The sequence below is a fragment of the Oceanobacillus manasiensis genome (assembly GCF_000724085.1).
Classification (GTDB): domain Bacteria; phylum Bacillota; class Bacilli; order Bacillales; family Amphibacillaceae; genus Oceanobacillus_B; species Oceanobacillus_B manasiensis.
This window is the reverse complement of the sequence record NZ_CCDL010000002.1, coordinates 437825-454915: the sequence shown is the minus strand read 5'-3', so window position 1 is coordinate 454915 and position 17091 is coordinate 437825. Positions and strand designations below refer to the sequence as shown.

General features: G+C 37.2%; 21 protein-coding genes. All 21 read right to left on the bottom strand.

The genetic code is table 11. From position 1 onward, the window contains the following. Nucleotides 1–33: 33 nt before the first annotated feature. A complete protein-coding gene (locus BN985_RS19495) occupies nt 34–294 on the bottom strand; it encodes a sporulation protein YpjB (protein WP_042223604.1) in 261 nt (86 codons plus the stop codon). Nucleotides 295–362: 68 nt separating this feature from the next. Further along, nucleotides 363–944: a lipoprotein heptaprenylglyceryl N-acetyltransferase LhaT gene (gene lhaT / locus BN985_RS11505; RefSeq protein ID WP_042223603.1), complete on the bottom strand. Its 582-nt coding sequence runs from the start codon at nt 942–944 to the stop codon at nt 363–365. A 165-nt stretch (nt 945–1109) separates the two neighbouring features. Further along, the gene (locus BN985_RS11500; RefSeq protein WP_042223602.1) at nt 1110–1886 is read right to left on the bottom strand and encodes a menaquinol-cytochrome c reductase cytochrome b/c subunit; all 777 of its coding nucleotides are present in this window, start codon (nt 1884–1886) and stop codon (nt 1110–1112) included. Nucleotides 1887–1901: 15 nt separating this feature from the next. Then, on the bottom strand, nt 1902–2576 hold the full coding sequence (gene qcrB / locus BN985_RS11495; RefSeq protein ID WP_042223601.1) for a menaquinol-cytochrome c reductase cytochrome b subunit: 675 nt from the start codon (nt 2574–2576) through the stop codon (nt 1902–1904). Between the two features lie 6 nt (nt 2577–2582). Further along, nucleotides 2583–3095 (bottom strand): QcrA and Rieske domain-containing protein, encoded by a 513-nt coding sequence (locus BN985_RS11490; protein ID WP_042223600.1) that lies wholly within the window; start codon nt 3093–3095, stop codon nt 2583–2585. Between the two features lie 157 nt (nt 3096–3252). Then, a complete protein-coding gene (locus BN985_RS11485) occupies nt 3253–3714 on the bottom strand; it encodes a YpiF family protein (protein ID WP_042223599.1) in 462 nt (153 codons plus the stop codon). Nucleotides 3715–3935: 221 nt separating this feature from the next. Then, nucleotides 3936–4511: a ReoY family proteolytic degradation factor gene (locus BN985_RS11480; RefSeq protein WP_042223598.1), complete on the bottom strand. Its 576-nt coding sequence runs from the start codon at nt 4509–4511 to the stop codon at nt 3936–3938. A gap of 41 nt (nt 4512–4552) precedes the next feature. Then, nucleotides 4553–5821 (bottom strand): tetratricopeptide repeat protein, encoded by a 1269-nt coding sequence (locus tag BN985_RS11475; RefSeq protein ID WP_042223597.1) that lies wholly within the window; start codon nt 5819–5821, stop codon nt 4553–4555. Nucleotides 5822–6026: 205 nt separating this feature from the next. Continuing rightward, nucleotides 6027–7310 carry a 3-phosphoshikimate 1-carboxyvinyltransferase gene (aroA, locus tag BN985_RS11470; RefSeq protein ID WP_042223596.1) on the bottom strand — a complete coding sequence of 428 codons (1284 nt, stop codon included), beginning with the start codon at nt 7308–7310 and terminating at the stop codon, nt 6027–6029. 29 nt (nt 7311–7339) lie between these two features. Beyond that, nucleotides 7340–8440: a prephenate dehydrogenase gene (locus BN985_RS11465; RefSeq protein ID WP_198029999.1), complete on the bottom strand. Its 1101-nt coding sequence runs from the start codon at nt 8438–8440 to the stop codon at nt 7340–7342. Continuing rightward, a complete protein-coding gene (hisC, locus tag BN985_RS11460; protein WP_042223594.1) occupies nt 8437–9543 on the bottom strand; it encodes a histidinol-phosphate transaminase in 1107 nt (368 codons plus the stop codon). The genes BN985_RS11465 and hisC overlap by 4 nt, the downstream gene beginning before the upstream one ends. A gap of 3 nt (nt 9544–9546) precedes the next feature. After that, nucleotides 9547–9921 (bottom strand): chorismate mutase, encoded by a 375-nt coding sequence (gene aroH / locus BN985_RS11455; RefSeq protein WP_042223593.1) that lies wholly within the window; start codon nt 9919–9921, stop codon nt 9547–9549. After that, on the bottom strand, nt 9918–10997 hold the full coding sequence (gene aroB, locus BN985_RS11450) for a 3-dehydroquinate synthase (RefSeq protein ID WP_042223592.1): 1080 nt from the start codon (nt 10995–10997) through the stop codon (nt 9918–9920). Before aroB ends, aroH begins: the two co-directional genes overlap by 4 nt. Next, a complete protein-coding gene (gene aroC, locus BN985_RS11445) occupies nt 10997–12166 on the bottom strand; it encodes a chorismate synthase (protein WP_042223591.1) in 1170 nt (389 codons plus the stop codon). The genes aroB and aroC overlap by 1 nt, the downstream gene beginning before the upstream one ends. 100 nt (nt 12167–12266) lie before the next feature. Next, entirely contained in the window at nt 12267–13040 is a 774-nt protein-coding gene (locus BN985_RS11440; RefSeq protein WP_084157532.1) for a CheR family methyltransferase, read from the bottom strand. A gap of 80 nt (nt 13041–13120) precedes the next feature. Further along, nucleotides 13121–13567 (bottom strand): nucleoside-diphosphate kinase, encoded by a 447-nt coding sequence (gene ndk / locus BN985_RS11435; RefSeq protein ID WP_042223590.1) that lies wholly within the window; start codon nt 13565–13567, stop codon nt 13121–13123. An 83-nt stretch (nt 13568–13650) separates the two neighbouring features. Beyond that, the gene (hepT, locus tag BN985_RS11430) at nt 13651–14622 is read right to left on the bottom strand and encodes a heptaprenyl diphosphate synthase component II (protein ID WP_042223589.1); all 972 of its coding nucleotides are present in this window, start codon (nt 14620–14622) and stop codon (nt 13651–13653) included. A gap of 59 nt (nt 14623–14681) precedes the next feature. Beyond that, on the bottom strand, nt 14682–15389 hold the full coding sequence (gene menG / locus BN985_RS11425; RefSeq protein ID WP_042223588.1) for a demethylmenaquinone methyltransferase: 708 nt from the start codon (nt 15387–15389) through the stop codon (nt 14682–14684). 4 nt (nt 15390–15393) lie between these two features. Next, complete coding sequence (locus tag BN985_RS11420) at nt 15394–16176, bottom strand: heptaprenyl diphosphate synthase component 1 (RefSeq protein WP_052360675.1); 783 nt, start codon at nt 16174–16176, stop codon at nt 15394–15396. Between the two features lie 102 nt (nt 16177–16278). Further along, a complete protein-coding gene (gene mtrB / locus BN985_RS11415; RefSeq protein ID WP_042223587.1) occupies nt 16279–16503 on the bottom strand; it encodes a trp RNA-binding attenuation protein MtrB in 225 nt (74 codons plus the stop codon). Between the two features lie 150 nt (nt 16504–16653). Continuing rightward, entirely contained in the window at nt 16654–16926 is a 273-nt protein-coding gene (locus tag BN985_RS11410; protein WP_036572809.1) for an HU family DNA-binding protein, read from the bottom strand. Between the last annotated feature and the right edge of the window lie 165 nt (nt 16927–17091).

Genomic DNA, 17091 nt, shown 5'->3' with positions numbered 1-17091 from the left:
TCCTTAAGGTCAATTTTAGTCAAAAATGTCGATTTAGTCAATTATATTGTCTTGTTGCTTTCTCTTCTTTTCTTCCCCTTTATATTTTCTCCAGCTTACATAAGTTAATGTAATAGCAATACATCCACCTACAATTCCGATTGTCCAAAACAATAAAGAAAAATCAGCTTTCATATCCGTTTGCTGTGCTGTTGCGCTAGGTGTATAGGCCATGATACGGATTGAAGTAGTCAGCAATGTTATTTTAATCCCTATGAGGATAAGCACTAACCAGCAAATTCTTTTCTTAGCCATAGAGATCACCTCTGTATATATCTTCTACAACTAATATATTGTTTTGAAGCTAAATATATAACAACTATTTAAGCTTTTAAAGCGTTGCTTTTAGATATAGTACATCTATAGGCGATAAATATCGAAAGAATGCTTAACCAAAACGTAAAATAACCTATTTCGTTCATATAATCGGTCAGGGATGAATAAATCGGCATCATTTCAAAAACATAATCAATCACATCATTATGCAATGTCCAGATCGCTGCTACAGCAATATGGCGAAGCTTTAACTTGTAAAAGGGTGCATATAGTAGTCCCTGTATGGCCATCGCACCATGAGATGCCATTAGCATATAACCCGCAGGTGAAAGCGAACCATCTACTACAAGTGTTAAAAGATTCATTACAACTGCCCATATGCCATACTTAAATAATGTTATGATGCCAAGCGCTTCTATATATGGAACATTTTTACCAAAGATAAAAAACAACAGAAAAATAGTAAAAAACAGGCTGGCAGTAGGGCTGTCAGGTACAAAGATGAGAAATATTTCTGGGGTTATTGCAAGCTGACTCTCATACCACATAAATCCATATATGGTCCCGAATAAGTTTATGAGAAATAATATAACTAAAAAGCGTTTATCACGTAATATGTAGTTAATCATAGCTTCTCCTTTTATCTTTGGTTTCAAATAGATGAAAATAACTCACGTTCGCTTGTCTTTTAGCGAGTGTACGTTTTTCTAGTGATTCAAAATTTTATGTATTCCTCACGTGTAAAAAAACACCTTCACCAGTTTAAATGGTAAAGGTGTTTTATTTAAGAAATATTATTCCGCCTGTTCATTAACTGAAACAATGAAGTCAACGAGTTGTTGTAGCTCTTCATCAGTTCCTTGGAATTGATCAGGTGGCATGGAGCCAATTCCTTCAACCGCAATAGTTGCAATTTCTTCGGCTGAGTGCTCTGTGCCGATCAAGCCAGGAGCAGCAGCTCCACCTTGTAGGTCTTCTCCATGGCATTGTAGACAACTATTTTCATAAATCGCATACCCTGGATCGTCTGTATCAATTTCTACTTCAGATGTAGGTATAGGTTTATTCGCTTCTGCCCGTTCTTCCCAATTTACGTGAGCAGCTGACTCATAGGTTAACCAAATAACAGATGCAAGACCAAGTATCATCATTGCAACGGCAACTGGTCGCTGATGTGGCCTTCTACCAGGACCATTATCAAGGAATGGTGCTAGTAATAGACCACCAAATGCTAAGCCTGGTAAAACAAGAATACCCATAATGGTCCAACTACCACTGGCAAATTCATATTTAAGCAATTCGTATAAGAATAAGAAATACCAGTCCGGCAATGGGATATAAGCGGCATTCGTCGGGTCAGCTACACCTTCAAGAGGCGAAGGATGTGCCAATGTTAATGTTAAAAATCCAGCAAGGAAGACAGCACCTACCAACCATTCTTTTAATAAAAAGTTGGGCCAGAAAGCTTCTGTTCTTCCGGGATATTCAGAATAATCTTTTGGTACGTTAGGTTTTCTTTCCGCAGAAATACGAGAATCCCCTACAAATTTCATGCCTTTTCCCTTATGCACAGCTTTCCCTCCTTTTTATAATGGTCCTGAGATACCTTGTCTTCGTATTAGTATAAAGTGAGCAGCCATTAATCCAAATAGAGCTGCTGGTAAGAAAAATACGTGGATTGCAAAGAATCTTGTTAATGTTTGCGCTCCTACAATGGACGGATCACCAGCCAATAATGTCTTCAGATGCATTCCAATAAACGGAACTTGTTCCGCTATTTCCAGTCCAACTTGTGTTGCAAAGTAAGCTTTATTATCCCATGGTAATAAGTAGCCTGTAAAACCAAGGCCTAGCATAATAAAGAAAATTAATACTCCGACAATCCAGTTAAGCTCACGTGGTTTTTTATAAGCCCCTTGGAAAAATACCCGCAATGTATGTAGTAATAACATGACAATTACAACACTGGCTCCCCAATGGTGCATTCCTCGAACAATCTGTCCATGTGCCACTTCTGTCTGTAAGTAATATACGGACTTCCAAGCATTCTCGATATCTGGAACGTAATACATAGTCAAAAACATCCCTGAAAGAATTTGAATGACTACAACGAAGAATGTCAGTCCGCCAAAGCAGTATACAAAAGCAGAAAAGTGATGGGCAGGGTTTACATGTTCTGGGACCTCGTGATCAGCTATATCGCGCCATATTGGCGTAATATCTATACGATCGTCGATCCAATCATAAATTTTTTGTAGCATAAATTATTACGCCTCCCCTTTAGGAATTGCATCACCAAGGAATAACATACCATCTCTAACTTCTTGTTCATAAACATCAAGCGGTGCTAGTGGTGGTGTCCCTGGTACATTTTCCCCGTTCTTATAATAGCGTCCATTATGGCAAGGACAAAAGAATTCATTCGGATAGGATTCATTACCTTCCCAAGATACGACACATCCTAGATGTTTACATATCGGGGAAAAAGCTTGAATTTCATCATTTTCATCCTTGAATACCCACGCAGACCTGCTAACCTCAGACTCGTACCATCCATCCACTTGTTCGACCTTCCAATCGATCCTTTGTGGATCTGTGGTGATATCCTCAACTGCAAGACTGACATTGGTCAACCCACCATGTCCAGTCTCTTTAAGGACTGGGTCTACTGCCATACGAACCATGGGCATTAGCATACCAGCAGCCATAAATCCGCCAACGCCTGTAAGCGTATAATTTAAAAACTGTCTACGGGATACTTGTTGCTTTTTCTCACTCATCTGTTTCCCCCCTCTTTACGTTAATCACGGGACAATTATTAGTTAATTATCATATTACTAGGACATTACCATGATAGCGCAAACTGCTTGTCCGGTCAATAAATATTCAGCCTAATAACAAAATTAACTGTTTAAGATGAAAATGCATACATCTATATCATACCCAATAGGACCGGATCAATTCTCCTAACTGTTCTACTTGTTCTTTAATAAGTGCTCTCATTTCAACAGATTGCAGGTTTCCAGTTTTACTTCCAGGAAGCCAGAGCAATGTTCCGTCCAACTCTTTTTCTAGCTTTTTCCACCCTGAGTCAAAGGTAATGAAAAAAACATGTTCAAACGGCTGCTGCTTAACATCCTGAACCCAATAATTCAGACGGTCTACCTCTGTCTCTTTATTAGAATTTTTTAAGTAATGATAAGTTGGTGTTAACAATACCCTCCCTGTTAGCTCTTTTTCAATTTCATTAGCAAGGATATAAATCACCTCACTCTGAAAGGTGCTTGTTGTTAATGCATTTTCGTCTGACACCTGAAAAGGTACAAGGGGGATAAGCACGCTGTCTATGTACTCTTTCGCCTCTATATACTGCGCTATATCATTCTTTTTCCATTTCATTGTTATTCATCATCCTCTCACTAATCTTTCTCATTTTTGTAGTAAGTTGTTTACGTAGATCACACTCTACATATCTTCTAACATTTAGATTAATCGAAATTAGTAAATACTAAAAGTACTTCGTTTAACCAGCAACTTAACAAGTTATAATATCATTAAAATAACGATTGATATGATTAAGCTTACATAAATCTTATCTTAATGGAATAAAAAAAATCAACCTATTGCTCTTGCAATGGTTGATTTTGGGAAAAAGAGTCTTCTAGTTTTTTTAATTCATTTGAAAGTTGTAGAAATCTCTTCTGATCCATCCTGTCTAGAGCTATGTCGATCTCTTGGGTTAAATAACTTCGCTTAAATGTATATATGGATTGTTCTAAAAGCTCTTCAGCAATCTGTTGATCTTTTTCCGTGATAAAATATTCGTCCGGAATATACGGATTTTCTTCCAATACTGCCACGTATGCTGCATTTTGATAAGATTTCTTGAAATTTAATTGCAAATATAGAGGTTCATTATGGTTAAGGCGAATGTCATGGAACGATTTTTCAGCATCTGTGGTCACCAATTGGTTTTTGTAAAATCGAAAAGGTGTCTCTTCGGAACAGTGGCTCGTCATAATGATACCTCTTGGACAAAACTTTGCTTCTCTTACGAAATGAACATTTGCCAGAATTTCATCATGATTGACCAAATAATTTAAGATCCATACACTTTCTCTTTTTTTCAGTTGATAATGATTAAGAAACCACTGAAGAAATCCTTTTTTATCTTGTATGGAAATAGGAGTTTGCATATATTTTCAGTCCCCCTTCAATTATCTGTTCTTGCATTACATTACGCTTCTGTATTCGCTTGTTTTAAGCGACTTAAAAATCCTTCCACATCATCATCCAAGGGTTGTTGCACCATGTAGGCTTCTAAAATTGGTATTGCCTCCTGGATCCTCCCTTCCTCTGTAAGAAAATAACCATACTCCTTCATGAAGTCACTGTCTTGATTAAGGCTATTATATGCTTCCTTATAATGGTTTAATGCATCTTTATATAATTCTGCTTCATTATAAGCTCGGGCAAGTTCCCATTCATATAGTGGGTCACTGGCTCCTGTACTTTTAATTTCGCCAACAAGCTCAATAATTCCTTTAAAATTCTCATTATTTTTTAGCAGTTCGATTAAAAATAGGACTCCTTCCTTATAGTCTGGGTCTATTGCCACTGCTTCGCGTATCCATTTCTCACTTTCTTCATTTTTATCAAGCTTGTGTGCTAACTGCCCTGCCATAAAATAAAGCTCTTTATTAAATTCATCATATTTTAGTCCATTTATCGCCGTTTCGTATGCTTCTTTTTCCATACCTTCCTCTTCATATGCAGCTGCAAGCTTATGATACACCGTATGATAATACGGATCTGTTTCTACAACACGTTCCCATGCTTTAATAGCTATGTCTTTACGATCAGCTTGATTTGCTGTAATACCATATTTGAAAAGTGAGTCCGAGTTTTCCATCTCTTGGCTCTGATAAATTTCTAATGCTTTCTCATATTCGCCTGATGCCGCAAGTGATTCTGCTCTACGGTCATCTATTGATACATTTGCTAGCTCTTTAATATCCATGCTCGCTACTTTACCATAGTAAGTGGTAGCGCCTCGATATTCACCAATAGAAAATAAAAGCTCAGCTAGTGCAAAGTCAATAATAGGCTCATTAGGAGCAACCTGTTTGGCATTTAATAGTTTTTGCTCAGCTACCTCAAACAATCCTTGTGCTTGATAAAGATCAGCTAACTGAATTAGTACCTGAACATAAGCTTCATCATCTTCTTTTATCTCATTCAATAATTCGATGGCTGCTTCGTCATTTTCTAATTCAATATAGATATCAGCTAACGTAATTTTTAACTCACTCTCTTCCGGAAACAGTTGCAGTAGCTCATCCAAGATTTGGATTGCCTCGTCTAAAAATCCCCACTGAATATATAATTCTGCAATTGTATACTTTTCTTCAGAGTCCGCAGTTGGCAAATAACTTTCCAAAAGTTGCATTGCTTTTTCTGATTGCTTTGCTTCCATTAATTTAACAGCTTCCATGATTGTTTCCATATATTACGCATCCTTTCCTGACCGGCCTTTATCATTATAACCAAATGCTACACACTTAGAAAACCAGAGGTTGATAATTTTACTAGTAGTTTAACAATGTATCTATTAGCTTGCACTTAGTAACTATCTTGGCTTAGATTTTAACTGTGTAAATAAAAGAACCTGCATGTAGCAGATTCTTTTATGACAATATAGGGTTAATAAATTATTTGATCCGCTCCAAATCCTCAAAAAAGCTTGGATATGATATTGCAATAGAGGATATATCATCAATGATAACATCTTTAACTGTAATTAATGAAGCAATTGCACTCATCATGGCGATACGATGGTCATTAAAGGAAGCAGCTTCCCCTCCCTGTAGTTCAGTCTTGCCATGGATGAGCATACCATCTTCAGTAGCTTCTATAGAAGCTCCTAAGTTGTTTAAGACACTAGAAACTGCCATTATGCGATCTGTCTCCTTAACGCGTAATTCTTCTGCATCCTTTATCACTGTCGTTCCTTTAGCTTGTGTTGCGAGTAAAGCAAGTATAGGGATTTCATCAATTAACCTTGGAATCATATCACCTTCAATTGTTACACTTTTTAGATTACCAGCTTCTACGACAATATCCCCAAAGCTTTCACCGCCTAGAGTCTTCTCATTTAGGATTGTTATTTTAACACCCATCTTTTGAATGATATCCAGTATTCCAGTTCGTGTATGGTTTAAACCAACACGTCGCAATGTCAATTTACTACCAGGCACGATAGCTGTAGCTACTAAAAAGAAAGCAGCCGATGAAATATCCCCGGGGACGTATACGTCTGTAGCAACTAATTTATTATGATTTGTTACAGTTGTTTTTAGGCCTTCCGTTTTTATAGAAGCCCCAAAAGCCTGTAGCATTGTCTCGGTATGATTCCTGGTTAGATTAGATTCTCTAACAGTAGTTTCTCCCTCTGCCTGCAAACCTGCAAGCAATACTGCTGACTTTACTTGAGCACTTTTAACAGGAAGCGTGTAATCGATCCCGGTTAACGACTGGCCTATAATCGATAATGGTAAAAATCTACCAGAATCTTGTCCTTCTATTTTTGCACCCATTTGTTTTAACGGGTTAACTACCCTATCCATTGGTCGTTTTGTTAAGGAAGCATCGCCATAAATATCTGTGTTAAAATTCATTCCCGCAAGGACACCGAGCATTAATCTGGCAGTGGTTCCTGAATTTCCAAAATCCAACTGTTTTTCCGGTTCTGTAAGTTTTGTGATCCCTTTGCCATCTATTATAAGTTCATCCTCCCTCTTGCTAATGGAAACACCCATATCCTGAAAGGCCTTTACTGTTCGCATACAGTCTTCCCCTTCTAGAAAGTGGCGCACATGTGTGACGCCATGAGCCATAGAACCAAACATTACAGCACGGTGGGAGATTGATTTATCTCCAGGTACTTCTATTTCGCCTTGGAGAGGATTATTTACAGATTTCAATCGCTTTTCCATAATAGATATGCCTCCTGTTCTTATAGTGTTTATTTCTCAACCATCGTTTCATAACCATGCTCAGTTAATAGTTCACTAGCCTGTACTAAAAATGTCTGTGAGGAAAAAGATAACCTTAGTGCACCTGTGATTCCTTCTCTTATTTCAAGTATTTGTATATTATTTATACTGATAGAATGGTCCGCTAGTAGTTGTGTTACCTTCGCAACGGCTCCTGTTTGATCACGGATGTCTACATAAAGATCGTAGAAAGAAGGGATAACACCCTTCTCTTTATTTCCAAGCCCATCGCGATAAGTTTTAGCATTATCTAAATAAGTGACCATCGTCTCCTTATCTTTTTCCTCAACAAGTTGTTTTAGAAATGACATTTCCGTAATCCACTCATCTAGTAATTGAACCATTTTTTCTCGATTATGGTGGAATATATCTTGCCAAAGAACTGGATTACTTGAAGCGATTCGCGTTATGTCACGGAATCCTCCAGCAGCAAGATTAGGCAAATAAGAATGTTTTTCTTGCCACTTTCTTGCCTGATGGACTAGTGAAGAGGCAATAAGGTGTGGAAAATGTGACACTACCCCTGTCATTTCATCATGTTCTTGTGCATTAAGTTTGATAAACTTACTATTCGTAGATGCTAAGACTCCCTTTAATTGATTAACTTGATTCGTATGTACTGCTTTTGCAGCAACAAGTACATAGATAGCATTCTCAAATAAATGCGCCTTTGCTGCTTGAATCCCTTTTTTATGTGACCCCGCCATAGGGTGTCCACCAATAAAGTGTAAGCGTTGGTTTTTTAATTTTTCTGCTGCTTCCATTACGGGCCTTTTTACAGAAGAGACATCTGAAACGATAATGTCTTTCTCAAACTCCACTTTATCAAGCTGCTTCATTAATTCAATTGTTTGTGAAATTGGTGCTGCAAGTATAATAAAGTCAGCTCTTTTGGCTACTGTCATTAAGTCTGTAGCTGACTCATGAACCATTCCCATCTCCAAAGCAAATTGGAGCGTCTCATCATTGGTGTCATAACCTATAACATAATAATTTTTATCACGAATCACACTTTTCGCAATGGATCCGCCAATTAAGCCTAAGCCTGCCACTACGATTACTCGTTTCACAATGTATGCTCCTTCTTTAGTTGATCGTTATAGCTTTTTAATATTTGTTTAATTCCTTCCATGTCTTCCTCTGTCCCTAATGTCATTCTAATTGTTCCTGGACAACCTAGAAGCTCGCCCGGTCGAACAATAAACCCTCTTTCAATTAAATGTTGGAACACATCCATTCCACTTACAGGTGTGGAAACGAGCATAAAATTCGTTTGGGACGGAATATATCCCCAGCCAAGTTCATCAAGGAATGCCTCGAATGATTTTCTGACTGCATGATTTTTTGAATACGTTTCTTTGATAAAAGTGTTATCAGTTAATGCCAGGAGTGCAGCTTTTTGTGCAATGGAAGTGGTATTAAATGGACCACGAATAACATCAAGTTTTCGAATAAGTTTAGCATTGGCGATTCCATATCCGATTCGTAGCCCCGCCAATCCATACGCTTTAGAAAACGTTCGTAAGATAATGAGGTTAGGATGGCGAGAGAGTAACTTGATCGCCTCAGGATCCTCTTCACTCTCCATATACTCATAATATGCCTCATCTAACGCCACCACAATATGTTCCGGACACTTATCAAGAAAGTCGTATAGTTGCTCTTTCTCGATAACACTACCAGTTGGGTTGTTTGGAGAACAAAGCCAAATGACATTTGTTTGTTCATCAATTGCTTCAAGCATTGCACCTAAATCATGATACCCATTAATTGTAGAGATTTCTTTAATATCCGCTCCTTCAATCAAAGCATTGTGTTTGTATTGAGGGAAAGAAGGTGTCGGCATAATTACGTTGACACCAGGATATAGAAAAGCTCTACTCAACATTTGTACAATTTCTTCCGATCCACTGCCAAAAAGAATTTGATTTTCGGACACATCACACTTTTCCGCTATAGCTGTCCGTAACTCAGCGGTATAGCCATCTGGATATATATGAAAGTCAATAGGCTGTTCTTTGAAAAATGCATTCACAGTTGGTGAAAAGCCGTATGGATTTTCATTCGATGAAAGTTTTACAATTTTCTCTAATCCATAAGCTTCCTTAATTTCTTTCATTTGCTTTCCTTGTTGATACGGAGTCAACTTATCTAGTATTTTTTTTCCTTGCATGAGTCAGGTAGCCCCTTTCTCTGTTAGATCAGGACGTAGCTTTATTGCTTCATTGTGAAAAATATGATTGATGCCAGATTGGTCGATTTGTGTATTGACAACCATCATAATGCGAATACACTTAGTTAGACTTCCGGGTACGTCAATCTCCGACATACACATAACAGGTACATACATATAACCAGGCAATTCTCTTAAACCTTTTGCCGGAAAGGTAGCATTTAAATCTCCTGTAACTGATATAAACACATGAGAAATATCTTCTGGGACTATGTTATTGGTTTGAACCATTTCTTCTATAAGACGACGTGTATTTTCAATCATGGTAGTTGCTTCATTTTCTTTTACTGTTGTTGCACCTCTTATGCCACGTGTCATGCTTTCACCAACCTTTTTGAAAATGAATGTAAATAGTCTTTTAGTGCTTCATCTGAAACGATTCTATTTACTGGTTTTCCTACAGATTCCAATAATACCATTTGAATCTTAGTATCCACCGTTTTTTTGTCTGCTTTCATTTTTTTTATTAAAGCATCTGAATCTTCAATTAAATTAGCGTTTAATGGGTAGTAATTTAAATTCATCCAACTATAAACCTCTTCATATGGAAGCTTGATGGTAAAAATGTCTTCACTAATATGCAGTGCAAATAATGTTCCGATAGCTACTGCTTCACCATGAGTTAGTTTTCCATAACCGTGGTAGGATTCAAGCGCATGTCCAAGTGTATGACCAAGGTTGAGGTATTTTCGCACACCTGCTTCTTTTTCATCTTGTTGTACGATAAAGGATTTTGTCCTAATTCCTGAATTTAAATGAATGCTTAACTGGCTAATTGCAAGTCTATTTAAATTGGCCTCTAGAACACTGTTTAAACTGGCTTGATCTGTTATCAATGCTTCTTTGACTAATTCGGCGTAACCAGACCGCACTTCCTCTTTGGGAAGTGTTGTTAATGTTTCCATATCATAAACAACTGCAACAGGGGGATAAAAGTTACCTATAAGGTTTTTCCCATATGCATGGTTAATGGCAACCTTGCCCCCTACACTACTGTCATGCGCTAGTATAGTCGTTGGCATTTGGACGTAATCTACACCTCGCATAAATGTTGCAGCAACAAAACCTGCTAGATCACCTATAACCCCGCCCCCTAGTGCTACCACTAAAGAATTTCTATCCAACCCCTTTTCCAGAGCAATGGTATGCAAGCGATAAAACGTGTCAATGTCTTTCGATTGTTCTCCTGATTTAATTATTGTGTAAAAGATGTTCTCTTTTAAATTAAATCCTGCTAAAACATCATCTAAATATAAATTTCCAACTTTATCATCTGTCACGATTAAAATAGATGAATAATCTTTTTTGAGAAAACCATTGAGCTGAGATCGTATTCCTTCTCCCATGCTAATGGTGTAATCGTGCATGCTTGATTTGACTACGATCTCTTCCATTAAAAACACCTAATTTCTTCTCTATAATCCTCCATTGCTTTCTTCAGTTGAGAGAATTGATCACTTGTAAATTGCTCCGTGATAGCATTAGCCAATTCAAAGGCCACCACGTGTTCCATAACGACTGCTGCTGCAGGAACGGCACATGCATCAGATCTCTCTACTGTTGCTTTGAAAGGTTCTTTAGAATCAATGTCAACACTTTGCAATGGTTTTTTCATAAGAGTCGGGATTGGTTTCATGACACCTTTTACAATTAGAGGCATTCCTGTGGTCATTCCACCTTCAAACCCTCCAAGACGGTTTGTTTTACGATAATACCCCTTTTGTTCATCCCAAGCTATCTCGTCATGTACCTTACTACCATTAAGTCGAGCAGCTTCAAAGCCAAGACCGAACTCTACTCCTTTAAACGCATTAATACTTACCACAGCGCCTGCAATTCTACTATCAAGCTTTCTATCGAAATGTACATAGGAACCTATACCGGCAGGCATGCCTTCCACATAGACTTCAACAACACCACCGATCGAGTCCCCTTCTTTCTTCGCTTGATCAATTGCATCCATCATAGGCTGTTCTATCTCTTTATCCAGGACTCTTACAGGGGAGTCTTCTGCAATATTTTGTCTCTCTTCCATTGTAAGATCAGGTTTTTCCTCTGCTACAATTCCAGCAATTTCCCTAACATATGAAGAAATTTCAATACCTAGTTGTCTAAGTAATGTTTTGGCTACAGCTCCTGCTGCAACTCTGGCAGCTGTTTCCCGCGCTGAAGAGCGTTCTAGTACATTACGTATGTCCCGATGGCCATATTTTAAGGCACCATTCAAATCAGCATGCCCAGGTCTTGGTCTTGTAATGACTCTTCTGATTTTTGCGTCTTCTTCTATAGGATCGTCACCCATAATATCGACCCAATGCTTGAAATCATCATTATGTATAACTAAAGATAAAGGAGAACCAAGTGTAAACCCGTGTCTTACACCACTTGTAATTTCCACAAGGTCTTTTTCAATCTGCATCCTTTTGCCACGTCCATGGCCTTTTTGTCTCCGAAGTAAAGATTCATTAATATTTTCTTTTTGTAGTGGCATTCCAGCCGGGATATTCTCAATAATAGTAGTTAATTGCTTTCCGTGTGATTCTCCTGCAGTTAAGTAGCGCATATACATACTCCTTTAAGATTTTTCTAACTACTATAACACATCTTGCTGAATTGTGGTAAAAAAATTAGGAAATGGTTTATTTATGCTAAAAAAGACTTTCTTATAGTTTTTCATAAAAAAAAGTGTCCTTTAAGTTCATATCGTAAGAAGTAGGATTAAAGATCTGTTCAGTACTTCCTACAAACAGAAAGCCACCTTTTTTTAGTGAGGCACTGAAATTATGATATATTGTTTCCTTTGCTGGATCAGTGAAATAAATTAAAACATTTCTGCACACAATTAAATCCATGTTTTTTGGATAGCTATCCGCTAATAAATTATGCTGTTTAAATAAGATCTTTTCTCTGAGTACTGGTTTCACTGAATATAAGCCATGTTGCTCACGGAAAAACTTTTCTTTTAACTTGTTAGGCAGCTCTTTTAAAGATTGTTCGCTATATACTCCCTGTTTTGCTTTTTCTAAAGCGTTCAGATCAATGTCAGTAGCAGTAATTTGAAAATCTAGCTGAGGAAAATGTTCATTTAAAAGAATTGCCAAGCTGTAGGGTTCCTCACCTGTTGAACATGCAGCACTCCAGATAGATAGTTTCTTTGTCTTTTTTAACAAAGCCGGAAATATTTCTTTTTCTAATACTACCCAGCGTTTAGGGTTACGGTAATATTCAGATACATTAATGGTAATTCGGTCTATGAACTCATTAAGTAAAACTTCTTCTTGATTCATTGCCTCAAAATAAGACTTGAAATTTGAAAACCCTCGTTTATTACGTAAAGAAGTAAGTCGTCGCTTCATCTGTGCCTCTTTATATAAATTGAGATCAATTCCAAGTTTTGATTTAATATTTGCGGTGAAACCAACATATTCATCTATCATGTTTATTCCTCTTTCACAAAAGCTTTGTTTTTTTAATATGAAAAACCTCCGTATATAAAACGGAGGCTTTTGCTTATTGCTTAATAAATCCAAGCACTATCCTGTTTGTCAAAAGAAATGATTTCGCTTTCATTGAAGAACAACGCGACTTCTCGTTCAGCACTCTCAGGAGAGTCAGAACCATGGATAATATTTTTACCGACTGACATTCCAAAATCACCTCGAATTGTGCCTGGTGAAGCCTCAAGAGGATTTGTTTTACCCATTAACTCTCTTGCAGTGGGAATTACTTTCTCCCCTTCCCATACCATAGCAAACACTGGACCCGAGGTGATAAACTCAACCAGTTCCCCAAAGAAAGGACGTTCCTTATGCTCAGCATAATGACTTTTTGCCAAGTCCTCTGTAACTAACATTAATTTTGCCCCAACGAGTTTAAAGCCTTTTTTTTCAAAGCGATTTAAAATCTCGCCAATTAAGTTACGTTGTACACCATCAGGTTTTACCATTAAAAAAGTCTTCTCCATCATTTCACCCCTCTAATATGTATAGGCTTAATAGACTACCTTAAAAATTCTATCAAATTTTTTGAAAAATAACAATAGATTTATCAAGAGCGTCTTTTACCGATATACTTAGCAATTTCTTGTAGGGTATGTTTTGCACGACCTTCTGGCAGATTTTCCAGAGACCTTAACGCTTTCTGTAAATAAAGTTCGCTTAAACGATACGATTGCTCAATGGCATCTGTATTTTTCAAAGCAGATATAATTTCACCAATCTGTTCTTTATGAATAGCTCCTTTAGAATGTTTAGCTGTATTAATAGTATTATAAAAGGCTTCGTTCTTCATCGCGTATAAGACAGGTAATGTTATATTCCCCTGTAATAGATCACTCCCTGAAGGCTTGCCTAATTCTTTTTCATTAGAAGTGAAATCTAATATATCGTCAATAATTTGATAGGACATTCCAATATAATAGCCATATTTATAAAGATTATTAGCCTCAGCTCTCGATAAACCGGAAACTATTGCACCCAGTTGACAGCTAGTCGCAATTAGAAGTGCTGTCTTCCTTTTTATACGTCGTAAATAATCACGCAACCCTTGCTCCCAATTGTATTTGTCCTTAATCTGTTCAATTTCTCCGACACAAACTTCCACAATTGTCCGAGAAAGAAGCTGATGAACAGATGGATCCTTAATTTGTGTTATTTCTTCAAGTGCTCTAGCCAATATATAATCGCCTGTGTACATCGCAACCCTATTACCGTATAGCTCTCGTATAGTTGGCTGCCCCCTTCTTAAGGAAGCATCATCAATAACATCATCGTGAACTAAAGTAGCCATGTGAATAAGTTCTAACGAAACGGCAACCGTTTTAACCCGCTCTAACTGATACTGTCCTAATTGCCCTGAGAGAATTACAAAAACAGGTCTAATTCTTTTTCCACCTGCTTTTAAAAGCTCTGTTGAGGCATCATGCAAAACAGGATGCTCCGCTTGAAAAACCTTGTTGAGTGAATCCTCAATTATATCCAAATCTTTTTTTAAAAAACTATAAATTCTTGCTAGCTTCATTTGTGTCACCTTTAACTTCACTTAAAAAGTATAAATTTATTAATTCAGTTTACATTTTATTATTTATGGCCCATATGCATTGCAGCTACCCCGCCAGTATAACTCTTCACTTCTACTTGAGAGAAGCCTGCCTGGTAAAATAATTGTTTGAGTTTTTGTTTGTCTGGAAAGTCTTTTGCAGATTCATGTAACCATGCATATTCCTTGTAGCTCTTAGCCATTAACCTACCTAGTAATGGCATGACAAAACGGAAATATAGATAGTATAGCTGACGAAAACCTAGTAAAGTAGGCTGAGAGGTTTCCAAGCACACTACTTTTCCGGCAGGTTTAACTACTCGATACATTTCTTTCAGCACTGTTGCATAATCAGGTACATTGCGCAAGCCAAATCCTATCGTGACATAATCAAATGAATTATCTTCGAATGGTAGCTCCATTGCGTTTCCATGTATAAGTTCCAGTTGACTTAATTGTAACTCTTTCTTCTTTTCCTTTGCGATTGACAACATATTTTCACTGAAATCCAATCCGATAACCTTTCCAGTTGGACCTACAGTTGTTGCTGAAGATATTGCCCAGTCTCCTGTACCACAGCAAACGTCAAGCACATGTGATCCTTCTGGCATATTCATTTTGCGCATGACATCTTTCCGCCAGGATTTATGACGCTGAAAGGAAATGATGGAATTCATTTTGTCGTATTTTCCATATATCTTTTCGAAAACGTGATGTACCCGTTCTTCTTTTGTTTGTTCTGGCTTCATATGTCTATCCTTCTTCCGATATAGTACTGTATTCTTTAAGGGTATGCTGGATTGCATGTCCAAGCATGGTTTCCCTATGTATATCGTTCCCCATGAAAAGAGAAAGCTTATTTAAGTTTTTTTCTATTATGTCGTTTACCATAGAAAGTTCGTTTTCGCTTGTGGTTTTATCTGTGAAATACTTTCCCGCGTCGAGTAGTGGTGACATACCAAATTCCATGTAGTTTTGTTTCTCCTGTATTAACCTGTTTGTTAAGACCCATTCCTTGCAAATACTTTTATACGTAGTGTCATTAACGAAATCTGCCACACTTGAAATAAGTAATGATTCTATGTTTGCAAGGATGTCAAGGTACTCTACAAAGGTAGCTGCTTCATTATAGTATAACCGCATTTTATTTTCATTTATTTCTTTAATGGCATTTGCCAATTTATGTATAAGTTCTATTTCCTTTATTTCTGATAAAAGTAAATAATAGAGACCACTATAATAGTCACCAGCTAGCACTTTAAGTTGACCAGCTACTTTGGAATCTCTGTTTTCATCTACATTCCTAGTGACAGGTACTTTTTCATGTGTATCTAGTGCCACTTGAACGAGCATTGTAGTAATGATATAGCTTTCTTTTTGTGAACTAGTTAGGGTTGTGTGATCTATTATATCCGTTAAAAGAATAAGCTTAGATTGATCAAGTACGGGCTTCTCAATATGTTTATATAGGTATGAATGTTTCATTTTTTCGCGGATTAGCTTTGTTAGGTGGTAAATGTCCAATCTTGCAGTCATTAAAATATCACCATAGCCCTTTCATTGTTTCAGTAATGCTTTTGTTATTATAGCATAAGTTAAGCGCGATATCGATAATCAAGCAACCCGATAAAATAGTAGCTATGAGTTTTCGATCTCCCCATGGCTAGTCTGTATGATTGCCTTGCCTCTAACTTTTACCGCGGAGGTATGTTCTGTAAACTGGGCAATCATCACTTCATTTCTATCAAGCTTTTCGGAATGATGGAATCTAGTATCTGTTCCTCTAGTCAATCCAATTACACTGACACCATCTTCCAAGGCCTTTATAACGAAAAAGTCTGATTTAGCTGTTGAATCATCCATATTTATTCCTCCTTAGCATTCTCATTAAAATAATCTACCATCTATCCTGTATTGTCAAACAAACAGGTACTACCTATTAAGTATAAAAAGATAAAATGAAGAAAAAAAGGATACGCCTAAGCGTATCCTCTCCCTTCGCCCTATGTAAAATTATTTTACACTGTCTTTAAGGGCTTTACCTGGTTTAAAAGCAGGAACTTTACTTGCAGGGATTTCAATCTCTTCTCCAGTTTGTGGGTTACGCCCTTTACGAGCTGAACGTTCACGTACCTCAAAGTTACCAAATCCGATTAGTTGTACTTTTTCACCGTCTTTTAGTGAATCCATGACAGATTCGAAAACTGCATCAACTGCTTTTGTCGCATCTTTTTTAGAAAGATCGCTTTTTTCTGCTACAGCATTAATTAAGTCTGTTTTGTTCATGACATTCACCTCCTCCCAAATCATTTCAATCGAGATTAGCTAACAAAATGAAACTATCATCATTTGTTTACCAATCTGCCTTTTTTTATACTTAAAGCCATCACTTTCTTTTGATGACAAGGCTTATATTAACCGAGTTCGCTACAAAATTCAACAATTAGCGCT

What these genes read in the sequence shown, in the direction of transcription:
- BN985_RS11485 (WP_042223599.1), bottom strand. Translation starts at nt 3,714, where the DNA reads ATGAAATGGAAAAAGAATGATATAGCGCAGTATATAGAGGCGAAAGAG.
- menG (WP_042223588.1), bottom strand. Translation starts at nt 15,389, where the DNA reads ATGAAGCCAGAACAAACAAAAGAAGAACGGGTACATCACGTTTTCGAA.
- BN985_RS11420 (WP_052360675.1), bottom strand. Translation starts at nt 16,176, where the DNA reads ATGACTGCAAGATTGGACATTTACCACCTAACAAAGCTAATCCGCGAA.
- qcrB (WP_042223601.1), bottom strand. Translation starts at nt 2,576, where the DNA reads ATGCTACAAAAAATTTATGATTGGATCGACGATCGTATAGATATTACG.
- BN985_RS11410 (WP_036572809.1), bottom strand. Translation starts at nt 16,926, where the DNA reads ATGAACAAAACAGACTTAATTAATGCTGTAGCAGAAAAAAGCGATCTT.
- BN985_RS11440 (WP_084157532.1), bottom strand. Translation starts at nt 13,040, where the DNA reads ATGATAGATGAATATGTTGGTTTCACCGCAAATATTAAATCAAAACTT.
- hepT (WP_042223589.1), bottom strand. Translation starts at nt 14,622, where the DNA reads ATGAAGCTAGCAAGAATTTATAGTTTTTTAAAAAAAGATTTGGATATA.
- BN985_RS11480 (WP_042223598.1), bottom strand. Translation starts at nt 4,511, where the DNA reads ATGCAAACTCCTATTTCCATACAAGATAAAAAAGGATTTCTTCAGTGG.
- lhaT (WP_042223603.1), bottom strand. Translation starts at nt 944, where the DNA reads ATGATTAACTACATATTACGTGATAAACGCTTTTTAGTTATATTATTT.
- aroA (WP_042223596.1), bottom strand. Translation starts at nt 7,310, where the DNA reads ATGGAAAAGCGATTGAAATCTGTAAATAATCCTCTCCAAGGCGAAATA.
- mtrB (WP_042223587.1), bottom strand. Translation starts at nt 16,503, where the DNA reads ATGGATGATTCAACAGCTAAATCAGACTTTTTCGTTATAAAGGCCTTG.
- BN985_RS19495 (WP_042223604.1), bottom strand. Translation starts at nt 294, where the DNA reads ATGGCTAAGAAAAGAATTTGCTGGTTAGTGCTTATCCTCATAGGGATT.
- BN985_RS11490 (WP_042223600.1), bottom strand. Translation starts at nt 3,095, where the DNA reads ATGAGTGAGAAAAAGCAACAAGTATCCCGTAGACAGTTTTTAAATTAT.
- aroH (WP_042223593.1), bottom strand. Translation starts at nt 9,921, where the DNA reads ATGACACGTGGCATAAGAGGTGCAACAACAGTAAAAGAAAATGAAGCA.
- aroC (WP_042223591.1), bottom strand. Translation starts at nt 12,166, where the DNA reads ATGCGCTACTTAACTGCAGGAGAATCACACGGAAAGCAATTAACTACT.
- ndk (WP_042223590.1), bottom strand. Translation starts at nt 13,567, where the DNA reads ATGGAGAAGACTTTTTTAATGGTAAAACCTGATGGTGTACAACGTAAC.
- hisC (WP_042223594.1), bottom strand. Translation starts at nt 9,543, where the DNA reads ATGCAAGGAAAAAAAATACTAGATAAGTTGACTCCGTATCAACAAGGA.
- BN985_RS11475 (WP_042223597.1), bottom strand. Translation starts at nt 5,821, where the DNA reads ATGGAAACAATCATGGAAGCTGTTAAATTAATGGAAGCAAAGCAATCA.
- aroB (WP_042223592.1), bottom strand. Translation starts at nt 10,997, where the DNA reads ATGGAAGAGATCGTAGTCAAATCAAGCATGCACGATTACACCATTAGC.